Here is a 22,017-nt window from a genome sequence, read left to right on the forward strand (position 1 = left end):
TCAGGCCGCGAGCAGTTGGCGCAGCACGAACGGCAGGATGCCGCCGTGCCGGTAGTAGTCCACTTCGATGGCCGTGTCGATGCGCAGCGTCAGCACGACGGTCCGGGTGCTGCCGTCCGGGCGGGTGATGCGCATCGTCGCGTCGCCCTGCGGCCTGATGTCGTCGGCCAGCGTGATGTCGATGGTTTCGGCGCCGCTCAGGCCCAGCGACTCCCAGCTCGTGCCGGGCTTGAACTGCAGCGGCAGCACCCCCATGCCGATGAGGTTGCTGCGATGGATGCGCTCGAAGCTCTTGGCCACGACGGCCTTGATGCCCAGCAGCTGGGTGCCCTTGGCAGCCCAGTCGCGGCTGGAGCCGGTGCCGTATTCCTCGCCGGCAAAGATGACGGTCGGCGTGCCTTCCTTGATGTAGGCCATCGCGGCGTCGTAGATCGTGGTCTGCTGGCCGTCCTTCAACGTGTAGCCGCCTTCCTCGCGCGAGCCGTCAGGGCGGGCCGGCAGCATCAGGTTCTTCACGCGCACGTTGGCGAAGGTGCCGCGCATCATCACGTCGTGGTTGCCGCGGCGGGCGCCGTAGGAGTTGAAGTCGGCCTTGAGCACGCCGTTCTCGGTGAGGAACTTGCCGGCCGGCGTGGTCTCCTTGAATGAGCCGGCGGGGCTGATGTGGTCAGTAGTGATGGAGTCGCCGAACAGCGCCATGATCTTGGCCCCCTTGACGCCGGCCTCCAGCGCCTTGGGCACCATGGTGAAACCCTCGAAGAAGGGCGGCTGGGCGATGTAGGTGCTCTTGGGCCAGTTGTAGACCTGGCCCTTGACGCCCTTGATGGCGTCCCAGAGCTTGCCGGGCTTCCTGGCGACCTTGTCGTAATTGGCCTTGAAGGCCTTCGCGTCCATCGCGTACTTCATCAGCTTGTAGACCTCGTCGCTGCCGGGCCAGATGTCGCCCAGGTAGACCGGCTTGCCCTTCTTGCCGATGCCCACGGGCTGAGTCATCAGGTCGCGCGTCACGTTGCCGGCGATGGCGTAGGCGACGACCAGCGGCGGACTGGCCAGGAAGTTGGCCTTCAGGTTGGGGTGGATACGGGCCTCGAAGTTGCGGTTGCCCGACAGCACCGCCGCGCAGATGAGGTCGTTGTCCTGGATGAGCTTGTTCAGCTCCGGCGTCAGGTCGCCAGCGTTGCCGATGCAGGTCGTGCAGCCATAGGCGGCGACGTTGAAGCCGAGTTTCTCCAGGTAGGGCAGCAGGCCTGCCTTCTCCAGGTATTCGGTGACGATGCGCGAACCCGGGGCGAGGGAGGTCTTGATGTGGGGCTGGACGCTGAGCCCCGCCTCGACCGCCTTCTTGGCCAGCAGGCCGGCGGCCAGCAGCACGCCGGGGTTGCTGGTGTTGGTGCAGGAGGTGATGGCGGCGATCAGCACGTCGCCGTTCCTGATCTCCAGGCCGGAGTCGGTCTTGAAGGTCCGGGCCAGCTTGTCCGCCGGCTGGTTGAAGCCGTTCTCGGCCACGGGCTTGCTGAAGAGCTCGCCGAACTGGGTCGACAGGTGCGTGATCTCGATGCGATCCTGCGGGCGCTTCGGGCCGGCCAGGCTGGGCGTGACGGTGCCGAGGTCCAGCGTGACGACCGAGGTGTAGTCGATGTCGCCGGCCTTGGGTACGCCGAACATCTGCTGCGCCTTCCAGTAGGCCTCGAAGGCCTCGATCTCGCGCTTGCTGCGGCCGGTGCCCTTGAAGTAGTCGACGGTCTTGTCGTCCACCGGGAAGAAGCCCATCGTTGCGCCGTACTCGGGCGCCATGTTGGCAATCGTCGCGCGGTCGGGCAGGGCCAGGCTGGCTGTTCCTTCGCCGAAGAACTCGACGAACTTGCCGACGACCTTGTGCCTGCGCAGGATCTCGGTGACGGTCAGCACCAGGTCGGTGGCGGTGACGCCCTCGCGCAGCTGGCCGGTGAGCTCGAAGCCGACGACGTCCGGGGTCAGAAAATAGACCGGCTGGCCCAGCATGCCGGCCTCGGCCTCGATGCCACCCACGCCCCAGCCGACGACGCCGATGCCGTTGATCATGGTGGTGTGGCTGTCGGTTCCGACCAGGCTGTCGGGGTAGTAGACCTTGTCCCTGCTCTTGTGCACACCGCGCGCCAGGTATTCGAGGTTGACCTGGTGCACGATGCCGAAGCCCGGTGGCACGACGCCGAAGGTGTCGAAGGCCTGCATGCCCCACTTCATGAATTCATAGCGCTCGCGGTTGCGCTCGAACTCCAGCTTCATGTTCAGGTCCAGCGACTTCTTCGTGCCGTAGTGGTCGATCATGACCGAGTGGTCGACGACGAGGTCGACCGGCACCAGCGGCTCGATGGCCTTGGGGTTCTTGCCCATGCTGGCTGCCACATTGCGCATGGCAGCGAGGTCGGCCAGCAGGGGCACGCCCGTGAAGTCCTGCAGCACGACGCGGGCGACGACGAAGGGGATCTCGTCCACGCGGGCGGCCTTGGGCTGCCAGTTGGCCAGTTGCTCGACGTGCTCCTTCGTCACTTTCTGCCCGTCGCAGTTGCGCAGCACGCTCTCCAGCACGATGCGCATGGACACCGGCATGCGCGCCACGTTGGGGTAGGCCTTGGCCAACTCGGGCAGCGAGAAATACTGCCCGGACTTGCCGGAAGCGGTCTTGAAGCTGGCACGTGTGCCGGCAAAAGCGTGGGCGGCGGGTTTCGGCATGGTTACTCCTTTAGGATTCCGGGCCATTCTGGCGAGCTTGTCGTGACTTGTGTGAATCCCGTCTTCAGGACTCGGCCATGACGGCCCGGTCTGCTCGCCCGCGTCTCTTTCCGCTCACCTGGCCCCTGCTGCTGGAACTGCTGCTGGGCATCGGCATCGGCGTGATCGGCACGGCGCTGGCCGCCCGGCTGTCCGACAACAGCGGCGCGGCCTTCGGCATCGCCAACCAGGTCTTTGCGGCCCTGTTCGTGCTGTTCCGCGTCATCGGTGCGGGTGTCAGCGTGGCCGTGACCCAGGCCCTGGGCGCCGGCCGGCGCGATCAAGCCGACGCGGTGGCCCGCGCCGTCGTCGGCGCCAGCACTTGGCTGGGGCTGGCCGGCGCCGCGGCGGCGCTGCTGGCGGCGGGGCCGATGCTGAGCCTGGTCAACACGCCGGCCGAGGTGGCGCCGCTGGCCCGCACGCTGCTGCAGGCCCTGGCTCCCGCCCTGTTGCTGGACGCCTGGAACGCCAACATGTCCAGCGTCATGCGCGCCCACCTGCGCAGCCGCGAGGCGCTGTTCGTCGTCGTCGTCATCCAGGTCGTCACGCTGGCGGTGGCTCTGCTGACCATGCCCCACCTGGGCCTGCCGGGCTACGCGCTGGCCTGCATCCTGGGGCGCGGCATGGGTCTGGCCATGCACATCGTGCTGTGGCGGGGCCGGCTGGACCTGTCTCTTCGCTGGGCCGACTGGTGGCGGCTGGTGCGCGCGCCGCTGGGCACTGTGCTGCACATCGGCATCCCGGGTGCGGCCGAGAACATCGCCTGGCGGGCCGCCTTCATGACCAGCCTGGCGGCCGTGGCCCAGCTCGGCGCCCATGCCCTGGCCACCCATGCCTACACGATGCAGTTCCTGCACGTGATCTTGATGTTCGGCCTGGCCGTCGGCTTCGCGGTGGAGATCCTGGTCGGCCACATGATCGGCGCCGGCGAGTTGCACGCGGCCCACAAGCTGGTGCGCAAGTCGCTGGGCCTCGGCATCGTCGTCGCCTTCTTCGTGGCGGGCAGCTTCGCCCTGGCCGGGCCCTGGCTGCTGGCCCGGTTCACGTCCGACCCGGAGATCATCGCCATGGGTTGCACGCTGCTGTGGTGGACGGTGCTGGTGGAGCCGGGGCGCACCTTCAATCTGGTCGTCATCAACGCCTTGCGGGCCACGGGCGATGCGCGCTATCCGGTGCTGGCCGGCGCCGCCTCCATGGCCCTGGTGCTGGCCGGGGGCAGCTGGTTCCTGGGCGTTTACCTGGGCTGGGGGCTGGTCGGCGTGTGGATTGCCTATGCGGCGGATGAGTGGATTCGAGGCCTCTTGATGTGGCGGCGTTGGGCGACACTCGGCTGGCTGCCCCACGCCCGCGCATCGCACCGCAAGCTGCGCCATGCCAGGCCCGGGTGAATCAGTATTTTCCTACCCAGTAAAACTTGAGGGATGTTTTCTACAATGCGCCCCTTTCGCCTTGCCCACGCCAATCCCATGAAGTCTTCTCTGCCCCGCCTTGCCGCCTTGACCCTGGTGGTCGCCTCGGCCATGGCCCAGGCCCAGCAGCCCGCGGTGATCTTTGACATGGGCGGCAAGTTCGACAAATCCTTCAACCAGGCCGGCTACCAGGGCGCCGAGCAGTGGAAGAAGGAGACCGGCAAGACCTATCTCGAATTCGAGATCAGCAACGACACCCAGCGCGTGCAGGCCATCCGCCGCATGGCCGAGCGGGGCGCCAGTCCAATCATCAGCATCGGCTTCGCCCAGGCCTCGGCCCTGCAGCAGGTCGCCAAGGACTTCCCCAAGACCCAGTTCGCCATCATCGACGCCAAGGTCGACCTGCCCAACGTGCAGTCCACGCTCTTCAAGGAGCATGAGGGCAGCTACCTCGTCGGCGCCATGGCCGCCCTGGTCAGCAAGACCGGCAAGGTCGGCTTCGTCGGCGGCATGGATATCCCGCTGATCCGCAAGTTCCAGTGCGGCTACGAGCAGGGCGCCAAGGCGACCCTGCCCAAGATCGAGGTGTTCTCGAACATGACGGGCACCACGTCCACCGCCTGGAACGACCCCACCCGCGGCGGTGAGCTGGCCAAGAGCCAGTTCGCCAAGGGCTCCGATGTCGTCTTCGCCGCCGCCGGCGGCACGGGTGTGGGCGTCTATCAGGCCGCCAAGGACGCCGGCAAGCTTGCCATCGGCGTGGACAGCAACCAGAACCACATCCAGCCTGGCACCATGCTGACCTCCATGGTCAAGCGGGTGGACGTGGCCGTCTACAACGTGCTCAAGGGCTGGAAGCCCGGCGTGCAGGTGTTGGGCCTGAAGGAAGGCGGTGTGGACTACGCCGCCGACGAGCACAACGCCAAGCTGCTGACGCCGGCGCTGAAGACCAAGGTCGACGCCGTGAAGGCCGACATCATCGCCGGCAAGGTGAAGGTGGCCGACTACATGGCCGACAACGCCTGCAAATACTGAGCGGTATGGCCGCGGCCGTCCGCCTTCTGGGCGTCTCCAAGCGCTTCGGCGCAGTTCAGGCCAACCGCGAGGTGTCGTTCGACGTCGCGGCGGGCAGCGTGCATGGCCTCGTCGGCGAGAACGGCGCGGGCAAGAGCACGCTGATGGCCATCCTGTACGGCTACTACCACGCCGATTCGGGAAGCATCGAGGTCAACGGACAGCAAGTCCACATCGCCAACTCCCAGCAGGCCATTGCCTTGGGCATCGGCATGGTCCATCAGCATTTCATGCTGGTCGACACGCTGACCTGCCTGGAGAACATCATGCTGGGCGCCGAGGGTGGCTTCTTCCTCGCCGCCTCCAAGGCCAAGGTCAGGGCGAAGCTTGAAGCGCTGATGGCCGAGACCGGCCTGCACGTGCAGCTCGATGCCGTCGTCGCCGACCTGCCCGTGGGCGAATTGCAGCGGCTGGAAATTCTGAAGGCGCTGTACCGAGGCGCAAGGATCCTGATCCTTGACGAGCCGACGGCCGTGCTGACGCCGCAGGAGACCGACCAGCTCTTCGTCACGCTGCGCAAGCTGAAGGAACGCGGCACGACGCTGATCCTCATCACGCACAAGCTGCGCGAGGTCATGAGCCTGTGCAGCGCGGTCACGGTGATGCGAGCGGGCCAGGTGGTCGAGACGCGGGGCATCGAGTCCTGGAGCGAGGAGTCGCTCGCCGAGTCCATGGTCGGCCGCAAGGTCACGCTGGGCCGGCCCGAGGGGCTGGAAGTGCATGCCGGCGAGGTGCGGCTGCAGGCTTCGGGCCTGAGCCTGAAGCACGCCAACGGCGTGCCGGCGCTGAAGGACGTCAGCCTGACGTTGAAGGCCGGCGAGATCGTCGGCGTGGCCGGCGTGTCGGGCAATGGCCAGAGCGAACTGCTTGAAGTGCTCAGCGGCCTGCGTGCGCCCGAGGGCGGCCGCATGGCGCTGGGCGGCCAGTCCTTCACGCCGCAAGCGTGGCTGGACACCGCCCAGGCCCGCCCGCTGCGCCTGGCCCACGTGCCGGAGGACCGGCATGCCGTGGGCCTGGTCATGAGCTTCCCGGCCTGGGAATCGGCCGTGCTGGGCTACCAGGGCCTGCCGAAGTACCGCAAGGGCGCTTCGATGAACCACGCCGCGATGCGCGACGCGACCCGGCAGATGCAGGAGCGCTTCGACGTGCGTCCGCGCGACGAGAACCTGGGCTCGTCCAAGTTCTCGGGCGGCAACCAGCAAAAGCTCATCCTGGCGCGCGAGATCGGCGAGCAGCCGACCGTGCTGCTGGTGGGCCAGCCCACCCGCGGTGTCGACATCGGCGCCATCGAATTCATCCACGGCCAGTTGCGCGCGCTGCGCGATGCCGGCTGCGCGGTGCTGCTGGTCAGCAGCGAGCTGGACGAGATCCTGGCCCTGGCCGACCGCGTCGTCGTCATGAACTGCGGCCGCATCACCGGTGAACTCGCCATCGAGGACTGCGACGAGAAGCGTCTCGGCCTGCTGATGGCCGCACAAGAAGAACGAGCGGCCGCATGAGCCAACCTGTGCAACTCCCCCGCTGGATCGACATCGGCCTGCTGCCGCTGTGGAACCTCGCCATCGCGCTGGTCGTCGCCGGCCTCGTCGTCATGGTCATTGGCCACAGCCCCTGGCAGGCGCTGACCGTGCTGCTCAACGGGGCCCTGGGCAGCGTGCGCGGCCTGGGCTATTCGCTTTACTACGCGACGAGCTTCATCTTCACCGGCCTGGCGGTTGCCGTGGCCATCCATGCCGGCCTGTTCAACATCGGCGGGGAAGGGCAGGCGACGCTGGGCGGCCTGGGTGTGGCCCTGGTCGCGCTGTGGCTGGGCGCCAAGCTGCCGGCCGTCGTCATGCTGCCGCTGCTGGTGCTGGCGGCCGCGGGCTTCGGCATGCTGTGGGCGGCGCTGCCGGCCTATCTGCAGGCCTGGCGCGGCAGCCACATCGTCATCACGACGATCATGTTCAACTTCCTGTCCGCGAGCCTGAACAGCTATCTGCTGGTCAACTGGCTGCGCCCGGCCGGCAGCATGGCGGTGGAGTCCGCCGAGTTTGCCGACGGCGCCCGCATGCCGGCGCTGCACCAGATCGCCGCGGCCTTCGGTGTGGAGCTGCCCTCATCGCCGCTGAACCTCAGCCTCGTCATCGCGTTGGCGGCCTGCTTCTTCGTCGCCTGGTTCCTGTGGAAGAGCGCCGCCGGCTACGCGGTGCGCGCTGTCGGCAGTGCGCCGCGTGCCGCGCACTACGCGGGGATCCGCCCGCGCGCCCAGGTGTTGCTGGCGATGGCCATCTCCGGCGCCCTGGCCGGCATGGTGGGGATCAACGAGATCTCTGGCGTGCAGGGCAAGCTGACGCTGGACTTCGTCGCCGGCGCCGGCTTTACCGGCATCGCCGTGTCGCTGATGGGCCGCAACCACCCCTTCGGCATCGTGCTGGCGTCGCTGCTGTTCGGCGTGCTCTACCAGGGCGGCGTCGAGGTGTCGTTCGAGCTGCAGGGCTTCAGCCGCGAGATGGTCGTGACGGCCCAGGGCCTGATCGTGCTGTTCTCGGGTGCCATGGCCACGGTCAGCGTGCCACTGTTCGCCCGCGTCTACGGCATGGTGAAGGGAGGCCGCTGATGGATGAAGTCCTGATCGCCTCGGTGCTGGCGTCCACGCTGCGCGTGTCCGCGCCGCTGCTGCTGTGCGCAATGGCCGGCGTGCTGTCCGAGCGCGCCGGCGTGGTCGACCTGGGCCTGGAAGGCAAGATGCTGTTCGCTGCGTTTGCGGCCGCGGCGGCCGCTTCGGTCACCCATTCCACAGCCTATGGCGTGATGGCGGCCATCGCCGTCGCCTGCGCGGCTTCGCTGCTGCACGGGTTCGCCTGCGTGACCAACCGTGGCGATCAGGTCGTCTCCGGCGTCGCGCTGAACATGGTCGCCGCGGGCCTGACTGTGGTGCTGGGCATCGCCTGGTTCCAGCAGGGGGGCCAGACACCGCCCATCGATCCCGACGTGCGCCTGACGGCCATCGCCAAGGGCTTTGCCGAGCCGCAGCCGGGCCACTGGTTCGCCTCGGTCTTCGGCCATGGGTTCCTCAGCCACAACGTGCTGGTTTACGTCGCCTTCCTGATGGTGGCGACGGTCTGGTTCTTCCTGGAGCGCACCCGCCCGGGCCTGCGCCTGCGTGCGGTCGGCGAGAACCCGGCGATGGTTGAAGCCGCCGGCATGTCGGTGCAGGGCCTGCGCTACCAGGCGCTGCTGATGAACGGCGTGCTGTGCGGCCTGGCAGGTTCGTATCTGACGCTGGCACAGAACGCCTCCTTCTCTCCCAACATGACGGCCGGCCGCGGTTTCATCGCGCTGGCCGCCATGATCTTCGGCAAGTGGAAGCCGCTGCCCACCATGGGCGCCTGCCTGCTGTTCGGCTTCCTGGATGCCGTGGCCATCCGCATGCAGGGTGTGCAGCTACCGGGCATTGGCGAAGTGCCGGTGCAACTGATCCAGGCGCTGCCCTATGTCTTGACGGTCGTCCTGCTCGCTGGCTTCATAGGCTCAGCCATCGCCCCGAAGGCGCTGGGCCGACCGTACGTGAAGGAGCGCTGAGATGGAACTGAGCCAAGACCTGCTGGACCGCCTGCTTGCCGAGTCCCTGCGCGCGCGCGAGTTCTCGCATTCGCCGTACTCCAAGTACCGGGTCGGCGTGGCCATCCTTGACGAGCAGGGCCGCATCCACATCGGCGCCAATATGGAGAACGCCTCCTACCCGCAGGGCTGGTGCGCCGAGCCCTCGGCGCTGACGGCCATGATCATGGCCGGCGGCAGGCAGGCGAAGGTGGCGCTGGTGACCGGCCCCGGCCCGGACATCATCACACCGTGCGGCGGTTGCCGCCAGAAGCTGCGGGAGTTCTCCGTGCCCGAAGAGCTTGTCATCATCGCCGGCGATCCTGGCGGCATCCGCCAGCGCTGGACCCTGGCCGAACTGCTGCCTTGCAGCTTCGGACCGGATCACCTGAAGACCTGAGGTTTCCCCATGATCGACAACCAAAAGCTCGACCCCGCGATCACCGCGAGCGTCGAGAAGCTGCAATCCCTGTTCGGCAACGCGCCCGAAGTCGCCGTGGTGCTCGGCTCCGGCTGGGCCGGCGCCGTCAGCCATGTGCAGGACGCCAGGAACCTGCCCTACACCGAGCTGCCGGCCTTCCCGCAGCCCAAGGTCGAGGGCCATGTCAACGAGATCGTCGTCGGCAAGATCGGCGAGCAGCGCGTCATCTTTCTGCGGGGCCGCGCTCACACCTACGAGAGTGGCGACTGCACCGGCATGGCCGGCGCGCTGCGTACGCTCAAGCGCTGGGGCGTGAAGCTGGTGGTGCAGACCAATGCCTCGGGCTCTCTGCGCGGCCACATGCCCCCCGGGAGCCTGATGCTGATTGCCGACCACATCAACGCGCCTCAGCGCAGCCCGCTCGTGGGCGAACAGGGCAGCCATCGCTTCGTCGACATGGTCAACGCCTACGACGCCGACCTGCGCAGGCACGCTCTGGCCCTGGCAAAGCGCGAGAACTTGATGCTGGGCGAGGGCGTCTACTGCTGGGCCCTGGGCCCGCAGTTCGAGACGGCCGCCGAGATCCGCATGTTCGCCGCCTGGGGCGCCGATGCCGTCGGCATGAGCACCGTGCCCGAGACTATCCTGGCCCGCCACGCCGGCCTCAAGGTGATGGGCATCGCGCTGATGACCAACATGGCCGCCGGCCTCTCCGCCGAGGCGCTGACGCACGATCTGACGCTCAAGCAGGCCCAGGCCTCGGGCGAGCGCGCCGCCGGTTTCCTGGCGGCGCTGGTGGCCAGCCTCAAGGACGTGGCGCTGTGAACGCCGACCCGAAGGCTGCCGCCCGCACCGCGCTGGCCTGCCTGGACCTCACCAGCCTGAACGACAACGACACGCCGGCCGACATCGACGCGCTGTGCCGCCGTGCCCGCACGGCCCATGGCGACGTCGCCGCCGTCTGCGTCTGGCCGCGCTTCGTCGCCCAGGCGCGGGCGGCCCTGCCGGACTCAATCAAGGTGGCCGCCGTCGCCAATTTCCCCGAGGGCTCGCTGAACCTGCAGCGCGCGCTGGCCGATGTCGCCGAGATCGCGCAGGCCGGTGGCGACGAAGTGGACGTCGTGCTGCCGTACCGTGCCTTGGCCGCCGGACAGTCCACCGAGGTTGCCGAGTTCCTGTCCGAAGTCCGCTTCGCATCGCGCCCACTGACGCTCAAGGTCATCATCGAGTCCGGCGAACTGGCCACGCCGGAGCGCATCGCCCAGGCCACGCGCATGGCCCTGGCGGCTGGCGCCGACTTCGTGAAGACCAGCACCGGCAAGACCAGGACCGGCGCCACACCCGAAGCGGCGGCGACGATGCTGAAGGAGATCGCCGCCAGCGGCCTGTCTGCGGCCGGTTTCAAGGCCTCCGGCGGCGTGCGTTCGGTGGCGGACGCCGCCGGCTACATCGCCCAGACCGAAGCCGCCCTCGGCGCCGCCGCGCTGAACCCGCAGCGCTTGCGCTTCGGTGCCAGCGGCCTGCTGACCGACATCGAAGCCGTGCTCACCGGCGCCCAATCAACGGCCACGACGGCCGCGTACTGACCATGCTTGCCCAAGAAATCATTCGCGCCAAGCGTGACGGCCAGGCGCTCAACGAAGCGCAGATCAACCACTTCGTCCGCGGCCTCGTCGACAACTCCTGGAGCGAGGGCCAGGTGGCTGCCCTCGGCATGGCCGTGTTCCTGCGCGGCATGGGTCGTGACGAAGCCGTGCTGCTGACGCGCGCGATGATGAACTCCGGCCGCGTCATGCGCTGGCCCGACATGCCCGGCCCGGTGCTGGACAAGCACAGCAGCGGCGGCGTGGGCGACAAGGTCAGCCTGATGCTGGCGCCCATGGTGGCGGCCTGCGGCGGCTATGTGCCGATGATTGCCGGCCGCGGCCTGGGCCACACCGGCGGCACGGTCGACAAGCTCGAGGCCATTCCCCACTACACGACGACGCCCGACCCGGCCAGGTTCGACCAGATCGTCCGCACGCTGGGCTGCGCCATCATCGGCCAGACCGCTGACCTCGCCCCCGCGGACAAGCGTTTCTACGCGACGCGCGACGTGACGGCGACCGTCGAGAGCGTGCCGCTGATCACCGCCAGCATCCTGTCAAAGAAGCTGGCTGCCGGCCTCGAAGGCCTGGCCATGGACATCAAATGCGGCAACGGCGCGTTCGCGTCCACGCCCGAGTTCGCGAAGGAACTGGCGGAGAGCATCGTCGCCGTCGCCGGTGGCGCGGGCCTGAAGACGCGCGCGCTGATCACCGACATGAACCAGATCCTGGGCACCGATGTCGGCAATTCGCTGGAAGTCATCGAGACCATCCGCTACCTGAAGGGCGAGCGCCGCGAGCCGCGCCTGCACGAGGTCACGCTGGCGCTGTGCGCCGAGATGCTGGTGCTGGGCAACCTCGCCGCCGACACGGCCGCTGCCCGCGTGAAGCTGCAGGCCGCACTGGATTCCGGCGCTGCTGCCGAGAAATTCGCCAAGATGGTTGTGGCCCTGGGTGGCCCGGCCGACCTGATGGAGCGCCCGCAGGCCTACCTCACGGCCGCACCGGTCGTAAAGCCTGTGGCCGCGCCGCGCGCTGGGGTCATCACGACGATGGCGACCCGCGACCTGGGCGTGGCCATCGTCGAACTGGGCGGGGGCCGTCGCAAGGCCGGCGATGCCATCGACATGCGCGTCGGCTTCTCGGAAGTAAAGCCCATCGGCACACGCATCGCCGCTGGCGAGCCGATGGCCTGGATCCACGCCGCCGACGAAGCCGCTGCCGATCGCGCGATCGCGTCGTACCTTGCAGCCTGCACGCTGGGCGACGCCGACGTGGCCGCCACGCCGCTCGTCATGGCGACAATCGGGTGATGGACGGACAGAACAACAACCCACCACAAGACCCGCCGCAGGATCTGCCACGACGGGCGATCAAGAGCTTCGTCACGCGCGCCGGCCGCATGGGCACGGGCCAGATCAAGGCGCTGGCTGAACTGGGCCCCAGGTTCGTGCTGCCCTACAAGCCCGAGCGCATCGACGCCGGGCAGGTGTTCGGTCGCAAGGCCCCACTGGTGCTGGAGATCGGCTTCGGCATGGGCGGCGCCACCGCCGAGATCGCCCAGAAGCTGCCCGACCACGATTTTATCGGCTGCGAGGTGCACGAGCCCGGCGTCGGCGCGCTGCTCAAGCTCATCGACGAGAAGCAGATCGGCAACATCCGCATCGTGCAGCACGACGCGGTCGAAGTGCTGCGCGACATGATTGGCCCCGAGTTGCTCGCCGGCGTGCACATCTTCTTCCCCGACCCGTGGCACAAGAAGCGCCACAACAAGCGTCGCCTGATCCAGCCCGAGTTCGTCGCCCAGCTCGTGCAGCACATCGCGCCCGGCGGCTACCTGCACTGCGCCACCGACTGGCAGCCCTATGCCGAGCAGATGCTTGAAGTGCTGTCGGCTGAAGGCCATCTCCTGAACACTGCGGCCGGCTATGCTGACAAGCCCGCCTACCGGCCCCTGACCAAGTTCGAGAACCGTGGCATCAAGCTCGGACATGGTGTGTGGGATCTGGTGTTCAGGAAGCGTTGATGACATCACCACTGCAAGGCAAACACATCCTGCTTGCGATGACCGGCGGCATCGCCGGCTACAAGATCGCCGAGCTGACGCGCCTGTTCGTGAAGGGCGGCGCGACCGTGCAGGTCATGATGACCGAGGCCGCTGAAGCCTTCATCACCGCCGTCACCATGCAGGCCCTGTCCGGCCGGCCGGTCTACACCAGCCAGTGGGACGCGCGGCCCGACAACAACATGGCCCACATCAACCTCAGCCGCGAGGCCGATGTGATGCTGGTGGCGCCGGCCAGCGCCGACGCCATCGCCGCGCTGGCCCAGGGCAGGGCGGACGAGCTCGTCAGCCTGACCGCGTTGGCGCGTCGCATCCATGAATGCCCGCTGCTGGTCGTGCCGGCCATGAACCGCGAGATGTGGGCCCACCCGGCCACGCAGCGCAATGTGGCCCAGATCAAGGCCGACGGCGCCACGTTCATCGGCCCGGCCAACGGAGACCAGGCCTGTGGCGAGATCGGCGATGGCCGCATGCTGGAGCCGCAGGAGATCTTCGACGACGTCGAGGCCTTTCTCGCACCGAAGAGTCTGCGCGGCAAGAAGCTCTTGATCACCGCCGGCCCCACCTTTGAGGCCATCGACCCGGTGCGAGGCATCACCAACCACAGCAGCGGCAAGATGGGCTTCGCCATCGCCCGTGCGGCGGCCGAGGCCGGTGCCGACGTGACTTTGGTAGCGGGTCCTGTGCATCTCGCGACGCCGCGCGGTGTGCAGCGCATCAATGTGCAGTCGGCTCAGCAGATGTTCGATGCCGTGCTGCCGCAGGCCGCTAATCACCATGCCTTCATCGCCACGGCGGCCGTCGCCGACTGGCGCCCAGCGCAGACTCACGAGCACAAGCTCAAGAAGGCGGAAGGCGGGGCCACTGCACCGACCATCGCCATGGCCGAGAACCCCGACATCCTGGCCGCCGTGGCAAGGCTGCCCAAGCCGCCTTACTGCGTGGGCTTCGCCGCCGAGAGCGAGAAACTGGCCGAGCACGCAGACGCCAAGCGCCGCCGCAAGGGCATCCCGCTCATCGTCGCCAACCTCGGCCCGGCCACCTTTGGCCGCGACGACAACGCGCTGCTACTCATCGACGAGCAGGGCCAGCGCGAGCTGCCCCGGGCCGGCAAGCTCAGCCTCGCACGCGAGCTGATCCAAGAACTTTCCAGAAGACTCTGATGCACGCGATTGACTTGCAAGTGCTCGACGCCCGCATGGCCGAGCAGATCCCCGCCTACGCCACGCCCGGCAGCGCCGGCCTCGACCTGCGCGCCTGCCTGGATGCGGCCATCACCCTGGCTCCCGGCCAGACGACGCTGATCCCCACGGGCCTGGCCATCCACATTGCCGACCCGGGCCTGGCGGCCATCATCCTGCCGCGCTCCGGTCTGGGCCACAAACATGGCATCGTGCTGGGCAATCTCGTCGGCCTGATCGACAGCGACTACCAGGGCCAGCTCATGGTCAGCTGCTGGAACCGCGGCCAGGCCGAGTTCACCATTCAACCCTTCGAGCGCATCGCCCAGCTCGTCATCGTGCCCGTCGTGCAGGCACAGTTCCGCCGCGTGGACAGCTTCGATGCGTCGGCGCGCGGTGCCGGCGGCTTCGGCTCTACCGGCAAGGCATAGAGAAAAGGCGCCGTGAGGCGCCTTTCGTTTCAGTGGATCGGCTCGTCCGGCGGCGCGCCGGTCTGCACCATGAAGATGGGCTCGCCGACCGAGCCGGCCTGGGCTTCCTCCTCGGTGGCTGCACGCACGTCCAGCAGCGTCAGGTGCATGCGCAGGCCGATGCCGGCCAGCGGGTGGTTGCCGTCCAGCACCACATGCTCCGGGTAGACCTCGGTGACGGTGTAGACCGCCTCGGGCATGCCCTCGGTGACGGCACCTTCGGGCAGACCCTCGAACTGCATGCCGGGCTCCACATCGCTCGGGAACAGGCTGCGGGCCTCGAAGCAGACGAGGCCTGAGTCGTAGTCGCCAAAGGCCTCCTCGGGCTGCAGCGCGAGGTCGGTCTCGAAGCCGGCCTCCTGGCCTTCAAGCGCCGACTCGACCTTGGCGAACAGGTCGTCGCCGCCGACCAGGAATTCCATGGGTTCGGCCAGCTCGTCAATGAGCTGGCCTTGGGCATCGTCGAGTCTCCAGCGCAGGGAGACGACACAGGGGCGGGTCACTTGCATGGAATCAATTTTCCCACACAGCCTCGGCACAATGGCCGCATGCAGATCGATCTCCCCACCCCCATGCTCGCCGGGTTGAGCCCGGCGCAGTTCATGCGCAAGCACTGGCAGAAGAAACCGCTGCTGGTGCGCCAGGCCTTTGCCGACGCGACGCCGCCGGCTTCGCTGAAGGAGCTGGCCGCGCTGGCCGCGCGCGACGATGTTGAGTCGCGCCTCGTCACCGCCTTCGATGGCGACTGGAAGCTCAAGCATGGCCCCATCGCACGCTTGCCGGCGATGAGCAAGCCCGGCTGGACGCTGCTCGTACAGGGGCTGGATCAGCATCTGGCCGAGGCGCGGGCGCTGATGGACCTGTTCCGCTTCGTGCCCGATGCGCGGCTGGACGACCTGATGCTATCGGTGGCCAGCGACGGTGGCGGCGTCGGCCCGCATTTCGATTCCTACGACGTCTTCCTGATCCAGCTCGCCGGCCAACGCCGCTGGCGCATCGGGGCCCAGCGCGACGCCGTGCTGCGCGACGATGTACCGCTGAAGATCATTGCCAACTTCAAGCCCGAGCAGGACTTCATCCTCGAGCCAGGCGACATGCTCTATCTGCCGCCCGGCTGGGCGCATGACGGCATCGCCGTCGGCATGGGTTGTGTGACGGGCTCGGTGGGCTTTCGTGCGTCTACGGCCGAGGGCCTGGCTGCCGAGCTGCTGCCGCGCTTCCTTGACGATATCGATGGTGCTGGCAAGCTTTACGCCGACCCGCGCCAAGAAGCCTCGACCGAGCCTGCCCGTGTACCTGCCGCGCTGCTGGACTTTGCCCGACGCGCCGTGGAGGCCGCCGTGCAGCGCCCCCAGGCGCTTGAGCGGGCTCTGGGCGAGGCGCTGACCGAGCCGAAAGCCCAGGTCTGGTTCGAACCTGGTGAACCGCTGCCGGCCGAGCTGGGCGTGGCGCTGGACCGGCGCAGTCGCATGCTCTACGACGCGGCGCATGTGTTCCTGAACGGGGAAAGCTTTCGCGCCGGTGGGCGCGACGCGGTACTGATGCGCCGCCTCGCGGACCAGCGCCGGTTGAGTGCTGCCGAAGTGGCCCGGTTGTCGCCCGATGCGCGCGAACTGCTCGATCAATGGACGGAGGATGGCTGGGTGCAGCCGCTGGTCTCATGAATGCGCAGAACTTTGCCGGCCGCGCTGAATTCCAGCGCCTGCTCGTCGAGACCCTGGCCTGGGCGGCCGAGCAGGGGTGCCGTGAACTGCATGCTTGGGATGCCAGCTTCGTCGACTGGCCGCTGTCGGACGCTCAGGCCCTCGACGCACTGGCGGCCTGGGCGCGGCCCGGGCGCCAGCTGCATCTGCTGGCCTTGCAGTACGACGACATCGTGCGCCGCCATCCGCGCTTCGTGCGCTGGCGGCGCGATTTCGCGCACTGCGTGACGGCGCGTGCCGTCGAGCCCGAACTTCGGCTGGAGGCCGCGCCTGAAAGCTTGCTGCTGGCCGTCGGGTCGGAATCGTCGAAGACGCTGCGCCTCTTCGACCGTCATCTATGGCGGGGCGAGATCCGCGGGGACGCCGCCCAGCGGCTGCGTGGCCTGGAATGGTTTGATGCCGTGGCACAACGCTCCAGCGAAGCTTTTGCGCCGACGACTTTGGGGTTGTGATCGTTTGAGTTACACAAGCCCTATAATTGTTGGCTAGGCGAGGGAAGCGCTCGAGGTTTTCCACGTCTTGTTCTGTCGGGGTCGGCAGTCGGTGTGCAAAAGCACTGGCGCACGACCCCAAAGTTATGGTGTGCACCGTCGTTTAAACGTTTGAGGACAAGTAATGAATAAGTCGATCCTGTTGGCTTCCCTGCTGGCTGCTGCTGCTCTGACCGCTTGCAGCAAGAAGGAAGAACCCAAGGTTGAGGCCCCGGCTCCCGTCGCCGCTGCCGCTTCGGCCGTTGTTGACGCCGCTTCGGCTGCTGCCAGCGCCGTGGACACCGCCGCTTCGGCCGTCGTTGACGCCGCCGCCTCGGCCGCTTCGAAGTAATCGCTTCGTCCCCACGGAAAAAGCCGTCGCTGCGCAAGCAGCGGCGGCTTTTTTCTTTTTTGCGACGTTTTGCCGCCGGCGGCGTCTTTGATTACAAAACTTTGCGCATCCGCCCCGAGCGGGCCGAATCAACCCAGCGTCACCCAGTCCAGACCTAGCACCGGGTGAACGACGCGAATATCTGAGTCCTGGGCGTTGACCGCCTGACTCAGCGCCGCACGTGCCAGTTCCGGCGTGTTGTTGTGCTCGCTGAGGTGGGCGGCAGCGATGTGATTCAGCCCGCGATGGCGGCAGCGCGCCAGCAGATCGCCGGCCGCGGCGTTCGACAGATGGCCGTGGCTGCCAAGGATGCGCTTCTTCAGCGCTGGGTGGTAGGGCCCGCTGCGCAGCAGGTGCTCGTCGTGGTTGCATTCCAGCAGCAGGGCCTGGCAGCCCGCCAGGGCGTCGGCGACGCCGTCCGGTGCGCAGCCCAGGTCGGTGACGATGCCCAGCCGCAGCGCCCCATCGCCGAGGGTCAGCTGCAGCGGCTCATTCGCGTCGTGCGGCACGGCAAAGGGCTGCAATGCCATGTCTCCGAGAGGCATGGACTCGCCATCCCTGGCAATCCGAAGCAAGGCCGGATCGAAGTCGGTGCTGCCGACCGCACGCCAGGTGCCGCGGCTCGTGATCAGGGGTAGCCGGTAGCGTGTCGCGAAGGCGAGGGCGCAACCGATGTGGTCGCCGTGCTCGTGCGTGATGAAGACGGCGTCGATCTCTTCCGGCTTGCAGCCCGCACGTGCGAGGCGTTTGACGAGTTCCCGGACGCTGAAGCCTGCATCGACGAGCAGGCGCGTGCTCGTGATGCCCTGGCTGGCCTCGACCAAGGTCGAGTTGCCGCCGCTGCCGCTGCCGAGGCTGCAAAAGCGCATCACGGCGGCGACTTCCGTGCAGGAGGCTGGCTTACTTCAGATCGTCCATCAGCAGGCCGAGGATGCGCTTGGCGTTGTCGTCCGCGACGGCCTGGCCGCGGTCGTCCAGGATGCGCACCGTGCTCTTGACGCCGTCGGCCTTCACGGAGACGCGGTAGCGCACCGGCGTCGCGGCCTTGGCGCCGAAGAGGCGCTGGAAGAAGTTGGGCTCGTCCTTGCCGGCCTGCTCGGGGTCGGCATAGCGCAGGTAGAACAGGCCGGCCGCCCGGTCCCGGTCCTCGATGGTGAAGCCGTGGCGATCCAGCGACAGGCCGACGCGGCGCCACGCGCGGTCGAAGCCATCGTTGACGGCAAGGCTGTCGGGCACTTCGGACAGCGCACGGCGCACGGGCGCCTGGGTCTCGCCGCCAACCTTGAGCGTGCTGGGCGTGGTGGCCGGGGCAGGCTTGCCGGCTTCGGCCACGATGGTCTTGGCGGCGTCTTCCTTGCCGCCGAGCTTGAGCATCAGGCGCGACAACATCTCGGCTTCGAGATAGGGGTCGGTGGGCCGGGTCTGCCAGGCGGTCGACTCGCGGCCCTGCGAGGTGTAGACCTCCTGCATGCCGCGGTGGCTGATGAAGATGTCGGTGCCGGTCGTGCCGCGTTCGACGCGGGTGCGGTACATGTCGCGCTCGCCGGTCGAGTACAGGCCGTCGAAGACCTTGCCGACGGTCGAGCGAATGAAGTCCTGCGGCAGCTTGGCGCGGTTCTCGCCCCAATTGGTCTCCATGGTGCCGATCTCGGGTTGCTCCTTGATCACCTCCAGGCCGCGCTCCTGCCAGAAGTTGCGGATCTGCGGCCACAGCTGCTCGGGCGTGGCAGAGGTGTGCAGCCAGCGGTCGGTACCGCTGCGCTCCAGGCGCACGTCACCGGCAGCATTGGCGGCGACGCTGCCAGCCACCAGGGCCTGCGCGTTCGTGGAGTTGGCCGGCTTGACGGCGGAGAGGGCCGAAGCGGTGATGGAGCCGCCCTGCACCTGGGCGCGGTTGTCCTTGGCGAGCTGGGTCAGGTCGGGCGGGATGTCCAGGCCCTGGGTCTGGCGCGAGGCGGCCTTGTAGTCGACCTTGTCCGTCGAGAACAGGCCGTCGATGGTGCTGCAGCCGGCGAGCGACAGGACAAAGGCCGTGCAGGCCAGGCGGGTCGCCGTGGGGCGAAGCGAGGAAACAGACATCACGCTGGAAATCTCCGGGGAACAAAGGCGCCGGACCCTGCCGGCGCAGCCGCGCATTAGAGCAGACCTGCCTCGACCATCGCCTGGCCGACGCTGGCCTGTCCGGCCGCCGTCATCGGGGTGATGGGCAGGCGCAGTGCACCGCCACAGCGGCCCAGGCGGGACAGGGCCCACTTGGCCGGCCCGGGGCTGGGTTCGCAGAACAGCTGCTTGTGCAGGCCGAGCAGCTTCAGATGGATCTTGCGGGCCTCGATGGCATTGCCTTCGATGGCCAGGCGGCACAGCTCGGCCATCTGGCGCGGCGCGACGTTGGCCGTCACGCTGACATTGCCATGGCCGCCCAGCAGCATCAGCGCGACGGCGGTGCCGTCGTCGCCCGAGTAGATGTGGAAGCCTTCCGGCGCGTGCTTGATGAGGAAGGCCGCGCGCTCGATGTTGCCGGTGGCCTCCTTCACGCCGAAGACGCCGGGCAGGCTGGCGCAGCGCAGCGTGGTCTCGGGCGCCATGTCGGCAACGGTGCGGCCCGGCACGTTGTAGAGCATCATGGGGATGTCCACGGCCTCCGCGATGGCCTTGAAGTGCTGGTAAATGCCTTCCTGGGAAGGCTTGTTGTAGTAAGGCACGACGGACAGCGTGCAATCCGCGCCGACTTCCTTGGCATAGCGGCTCAGCTCGATGGCCTCGGCCGTGGAGTTGGCGCCGGTGCCGGCCAGGATGGGGACACGGCCCTTGGCATGCTCGACCGCGACGCGAATGATTTCGCGGTTCTCTGCCATGCTGACGGTGGGCGACTCGCCGGTGGTTCCGACGACGCCGACGCAGGCCGTGCCTTCCTCGACATGCCAGTCGATCAGGCGGCGCAGGGCGGGGTAGTCGATGCTGCCGTCCTCGTTCATGGGCGTGACGAGGGCGACGATGCTGCCGAGGATGGGCTTCATGGTGGGAATGTCTTTGAGAGTCTGATGATTTTAGGCTGCTGTCATGGTGACCCGGGCGGCCGGATCGCCGCAACGCGCTGCACGAAGCGCGGGTTGACGCCATCTTCGAACAGGTCTTCGTAAGCCACGATGCGCCAGTCGCTGCAGACGCGCAGCAATTCGCCGCGCTGCAGAAGGAAGTCGGGCCGCGACGGGCGGCCGATGGTCTGCTGGCCCTCGGCGAAGGTTTCCCAGATCAGCCAGCCCCCTGGCCTGACCGCGGCCTTGACGGCATCCAAAAGCGGGCGCCAGAGGTAGTTGCAGACGACGACGAGATCGAACTCCCGTCCGGCCAGCGGCCAGGGGCCGTGCTCGATGTCGGCATCGATGATCTTTGCAAGGCTTTGCAGTGGTGCCGTGGCGGTGCTGTCACGGTCGACGCCGGTGACCTGCCAGCCGGCCTGGGCCAGCCAGACGAGGTTGCGTCCCGAGCCGCAGGCCAGGTCCAGCGCGGTGCCTGGAGGGCGAGGCGCGAATCGCTGCAGCCAGGCCGAGGGCGGGCTGCTCATCCGAAGCAGGCCCAGATCTGCTCGCTGAGCTGGATCATGACCGCCGGATGCCGGTAGGCCAGCGTCGTCAGCGCCAGGGCCGCGATGCCCAGGGCCGGCAGGATCCAGCGGCCCGGCTTCATGCTGGCTGGGGCTGGGCCGAGCGGGAGATGGGCGTCTCGCGCACCGGCAGATTGGCCAGCATGGCCATCACGCCCAGCGCAATGGCGAGATACCAGACGACGTCGTAGCTGCCCGTCGCGTCGTACAGCCGCCCGCCCAGCCACACGCCGAGGAAGCTGCCGATCTGGTGGCTGAAGAAGACGAAGCCGCCCAGCATGGACAGGTGCTGTGCGCCGAAGATCTGCGCGACGACGGCATTGGTCGGCGGTACGGTGGACAGCCACAGGAAGCCGATGACGGCCGCGAAGACGTAGACGCTCAGCGGGGTCAGCGGTACCGAGATGAAGATGACGATGGCCACCGCCCGCAGGCCGTAGATGGCTGACAGCAGATAGCGCTTGGGGAAGCGCTGGCCCAGCATGCCGGCGGCATAGGTGCCGAAGATGTTGAACAGGCCGATCAGCATCAGCGCGCCCGTCGACACGCCGATGCCCAGGCCGTGATCCTTCAGATAGCTTGGCAGGTGCACGCCGATGAAGACGACCTGGAAGCCGCAGACGAAGTAGCCCAGCATCAGCAATTGAAAGCTGCGGTAGCCGAAGGCCTCCTTCAAGGCCTGACCGATGCTTTGGTGGGCGCCGCTGAAAGCCGCCACGCTGCGCTCTCGCACGCCCAGCGCCAGCGGCAGGATCAGCAGCGCCGCACCCGCCAGCAGGTAGAGGGCGCCCTGCCAACCGAGATGGCCGATCAGCCAAGTCTCGACCGGGATCATGACGAACTGGCCGAACGAGCCCGCGGCCGCGGCGACGCCGAAGGCCCAGGAGCGCTTGTCCGGCGACACCGTGCGGCCCAGCACGCCGTAGATGACGGCATAGGTCGAGCCCGACTGGGCGATGCCGATCAGCACGCCCGCACCCAGGGTGAAGCTCGTGGGGTGGCTGGTCACGGCCATCAGCAGCAGGCCGCCGGCATAGGCCAGGCCGCCACCGATGAGCACCTTCCAGGCGCCGAAGCGGTCGGCCAGCATGCCGGCGATCGGGCCGGCAATGCCCCATGACAGGTTCTGCACCGCCATCGCGAAGGAGAAGGTCTCGCGCGTCCAGCCGCGCTCCGTGATGATGGGCTGCAGCCAGAAGCCGAAGCCGTGGCGAATGCCCATCGACAGCGTGACGATCATGGCGCCGCACAGCAGCACCTGCTGGACGGACAGGCCGGTGGCGGCGGGGCGGGGAGTGTTCATCGGGCGA

General features: G+C 67.8%; 23 protein-coding genes. 15 read left to right on the forward strand and 8 right to left on the reverse strand.

What is annotated here, in order from left to right; all coding sequences use genetic code 11:
• Window positions 1-2,712 (reverse strand): aconitate hydratase AcnA, encoded by a 2,712-nt coding sequence (gene acnA / locus AC07VX_RS15635; protein ID WP_493166434.1) that lies wholly within the window; start codon window positions 2,710-2,712, stop codon window positions 1-3.
• A gap of 77 nt (window positions 2,713-2,789) precedes the next feature.
• Here acnA and AC07VX_RS15640 point away from each other — a divergent pair, with 77 nt between their 5' ends.
• The 12 genes from AC07VX_RS15640 to dut all read left to right on the forward strand — a co-directional run bounded on the left by AC07VX_RS15640 (window position 2,790) and on the right by dut (window position 14,500).
• Window positions 2,790-4,139, forward strand: coding sequence for an MATE family efflux transporter (locus AC07VX_RS15640; RefSeq protein WP_493166433.1), 1,350 nt, complete (start codon window positions 2,790-2,792; stop codon window positions 4,137-4,139).
• Window positions 4,140-4,217: 78 nt separating this feature from the next.
• Window positions 4,218-5,195 carry a BMP family lipoprotein gene (locus AC07VX_RS15645; RefSeq protein ID WP_493166432.1) on the forward strand — a complete coding sequence of 326 codons (978 nt, stop codon included), beginning with the start codon at window positions 4,218-4,220 and terminating at the stop codon, window positions 5,193-5,195.
• A gap of 5 nt (window positions 5,196-5,200) precedes the next feature.
• Window positions 5,201-6,733, forward strand: coding sequence for an ABC transporter ATP-binding protein (locus tag AC07VX_RS15650; RefSeq protein WP_493166431.1), 1,533 nt, complete (start codon window positions 5,201-5,203; stop codon window positions 6,731-6,733).
• Entirely contained in the window at window positions 6,730-7,833 is a 1,104-nt protein-coding gene (locus AC07VX_RS15655) for an ABC transporter permease (protein ID WP_493166430.1), read from the forward strand. The genes AC07VX_RS15650 and AC07VX_RS15655 overlap by 4 nt, the downstream gene beginning before the upstream one ends.
• Window positions 7,833-8,798 (forward strand): ABC transporter permease, encoded by a 966-nt coding sequence (locus tag AC07VX_RS15660; protein WP_493166429.1) that lies wholly within the window; start codon window positions 7,833-7,835, stop codon window positions 8,796-8,798. Before AC07VX_RS15655 ends, AC07VX_RS15660 begins: the two co-directional genes overlap by 1 nt.
• A gap of 1 nt (window position 8,799) precedes the next feature.
• Window positions 8,800-9,216, forward strand: coding sequence for a cytidine deaminase (gene cdd / locus AC07VX_RS15665; protein ID WP_493166428.1), 417 nt, complete (start codon window positions 8,800-8,802; stop codon window positions 9,214-9,216).
• A 9-nt stretch (window positions 9,217-9,225) separates the two neighbouring features.
• Window positions 9,226-10,062: a purine-nucleoside phosphorylase gene (locus tag AC07VX_RS15670; protein WP_493166427.1), complete on the forward strand. Its 837-nt coding sequence runs from the start codon at window positions 9,226-9,228 to the stop codon at window positions 10,060-10,062.
• Window positions 10,059-10,823 carry a deoxyribose-phosphate aldolase gene (deoC, locus tag AC07VX_RS15675; RefSeq protein ID WP_493166426.1) on the forward strand — a complete coding sequence of 255 codons (765 nt, stop codon included), beginning with the start codon at window positions 10,059-10,061 and terminating at the stop codon, window positions 10,821-10,823. Before AC07VX_RS15670 ends, deoC begins: the two co-directional genes overlap by 4 nt.
• A 2-nt stretch (window positions 10,824-10,825) precedes the next feature.
• The gene (gene deoA / locus AC07VX_RS15680) at window positions 10,826-12,136 is read left to right on the forward strand and encodes a thymidine phosphorylase (protein ID WP_493166425.1); all 1,311 of its coding nucleotides are present in this window, start codon (window positions 10,826-10,828) and stop codon (window positions 12,134-12,136) included.
• Complete coding sequence (gene trmB, locus AC07VX_RS15685; protein ID WP_493166424.1) at window positions 12,136-12,849, forward strand: tRNA (guanosine(46)-N7)-methyltransferase TrmB; 714 nt, start codon at window positions 12,136-12,138, stop codon at window positions 12,847-12,849. Before deoA ends, trmB begins: the two co-directional genes overlap by 1 nt.
• Window positions 12,849-14,051 carry a bifunctional phosphopantothenoylcysteine decarboxylase/phosphopantothenate--cysteine ligase CoaBC gene (gene coaBC / locus AC07VX_RS15690; protein WP_493166423.1) on the forward strand — a complete coding sequence of 401 codons (1,203 nt, stop codon included), beginning with the start codon at window positions 12,849-12,851 and terminating at the stop codon, window positions 14,049-14,051. The genes trmB and coaBC overlap by 1 nt, the downstream gene beginning before the upstream one ends.
• Window positions 14,051-14,500, forward strand: coding sequence for a dUTP diphosphatase (dut, locus tag AC07VX_RS15695; protein WP_493166422.1), 450 nt, complete (start codon window positions 14,051-14,053; stop codon window positions 14,498-14,500). Before coaBC ends, dut begins: the two co-directional genes overlap by 1 nt.
• 29 nt (window positions 14,501-14,529) lie before the next feature.
• Here dut and AC07VX_RS15700 read toward each other — a convergent pair whose 3' ends face one another.
• A complete protein-coding gene (locus AC07VX_RS15700) occupies window positions 14,530-15,048 on the reverse strand; it encodes an FKBP-type peptidyl-prolyl cis-trans isomerase (protein ID WP_493166421.1) in 519 nt (172 codons plus the stop codon).
• 39 nt (window positions 15,049-15,087) lie between these two features.
• Here AC07VX_RS15700 and AC07VX_RS15705 point away from each other — a divergent pair, with 39 nt between their 5' ends.
• The 3 genes from AC07VX_RS15705 to AC07VX_RS15715 all read left to right on the forward strand — a co-directional run bounded on the left by AC07VX_RS15705 (window position 15,088) and on the right by AC07VX_RS15715 (window position 17,064).
• On the forward strand, window positions 15,088-16,203 hold the full coding sequence (locus AC07VX_RS15705; protein WP_493166420.1) for a JmjC domain-containing protein: 1,116 nt from the start codon (window positions 15,088-15,090) through the stop codon (window positions 16,201-16,203).
• Window positions 16,200-16,694, forward strand: a complete 495-nt coding sequence (locus tag AC07VX_RS15710) for a hypothetical protein (RefSeq protein ID WP_493166419.1) — start codon at window positions 16,200-16,202, stop codon at window positions 16,692-16,694. The genes AC07VX_RS15705 and AC07VX_RS15710 overlap by 4 nt, the downstream gene beginning before the upstream one ends.
• 163 nt (window positions 16,695-16,857) lie before the next feature.
• On the forward strand, window positions 16,858-17,064 hold the full coding sequence (locus tag AC07VX_RS15715) for a hypothetical protein (protein WP_493166418.1): 207 nt from the start codon (window positions 16,858-16,860) through the stop codon (window positions 17,062-17,064).
• A gap of 128 nt (window positions 17,065-17,192) precedes the next feature.
• Here the strand turns inward: AC07VX_RS15715 and AC07VX_RS15720 are convergent, their stop codons facing one another.
• Genes AC07VX_RS15720 through AC07VX_RS15745 form a run of 6 tightly spaced genes read right to left on the reverse strand, consistent with a single transcriptional unit; the run spans window position 17,193 to window position 22,010 of the window.
• Window positions 17,193-17,972, reverse strand: coding sequence for an MBL fold metallo-hydrolase (locus AC07VX_RS15720; protein WP_493166417.1), 780 nt, complete (start codon window positions 17,970-17,972; stop codon window positions 17,193-17,195).
• Between the two features lie 31 nt (window positions 17,973-18,003).
• Window positions 18,004-19,182 carry an NlpB/DapX family lipoprotein gene (gene bamC / locus AC07VX_RS15725; RefSeq protein WP_493166610.1) on the reverse strand — a complete coding sequence of 393 codons (1,179 nt, stop codon included), beginning with the start codon at window positions 19,180-19,182 and terminating at the stop codon, window positions 18,004-18,006.
• A gap of 56 nt (window positions 19,183-19,238) precedes the next feature.
• On the reverse strand, window positions 19,239-20,120 hold the full coding sequence (dapA, locus tag AC07VX_RS15730) for a 4-hydroxy-tetrahydrodipicolinate synthase (RefSeq protein ID WP_493166416.1): 882 nt from the start codon (window positions 20,118-20,120) through the stop codon (window positions 19,239-19,241).
• A gap of 41 nt (window positions 20,121-20,161) precedes the next feature.
• On the reverse strand, window positions 20,162-20,668 hold the full coding sequence (locus tag AC07VX_RS15735) for a class I SAM-dependent methyltransferase (RefSeq protein WP_493166415.1): 507 nt from the start codon (window positions 20,666-20,668) through the stop codon (window positions 20,162-20,164).
• Entirely contained in the window at window positions 20,665-20,790 is a 126-nt protein-coding gene (locus AC07VX_RS15740) for a hypothetical protein (protein WP_493166414.1), read from the reverse strand. The genes AC07VX_RS15735 and AC07VX_RS15740 overlap by 4 nt, the downstream gene beginning before the upstream one ends.
• Complete coding sequence (locus tag AC07VX_RS15745) at window positions 20,787-22,010, reverse strand: MFS transporter (RefSeq protein ID WP_493166413.1); 1,224 nt, start codon at window positions 22,008-22,010, stop codon at window positions 20,787-20,789. The genes AC07VX_RS15740 and AC07VX_RS15745 overlap by 4 nt, the downstream gene beginning before the upstream one ends.
• Window positions 22,011-22,017 lie beyond the last annotated feature (7 nt).

This window comes from Roseateles sp. GW821-FHT03B02 (genome assembly GCF_059421025.1).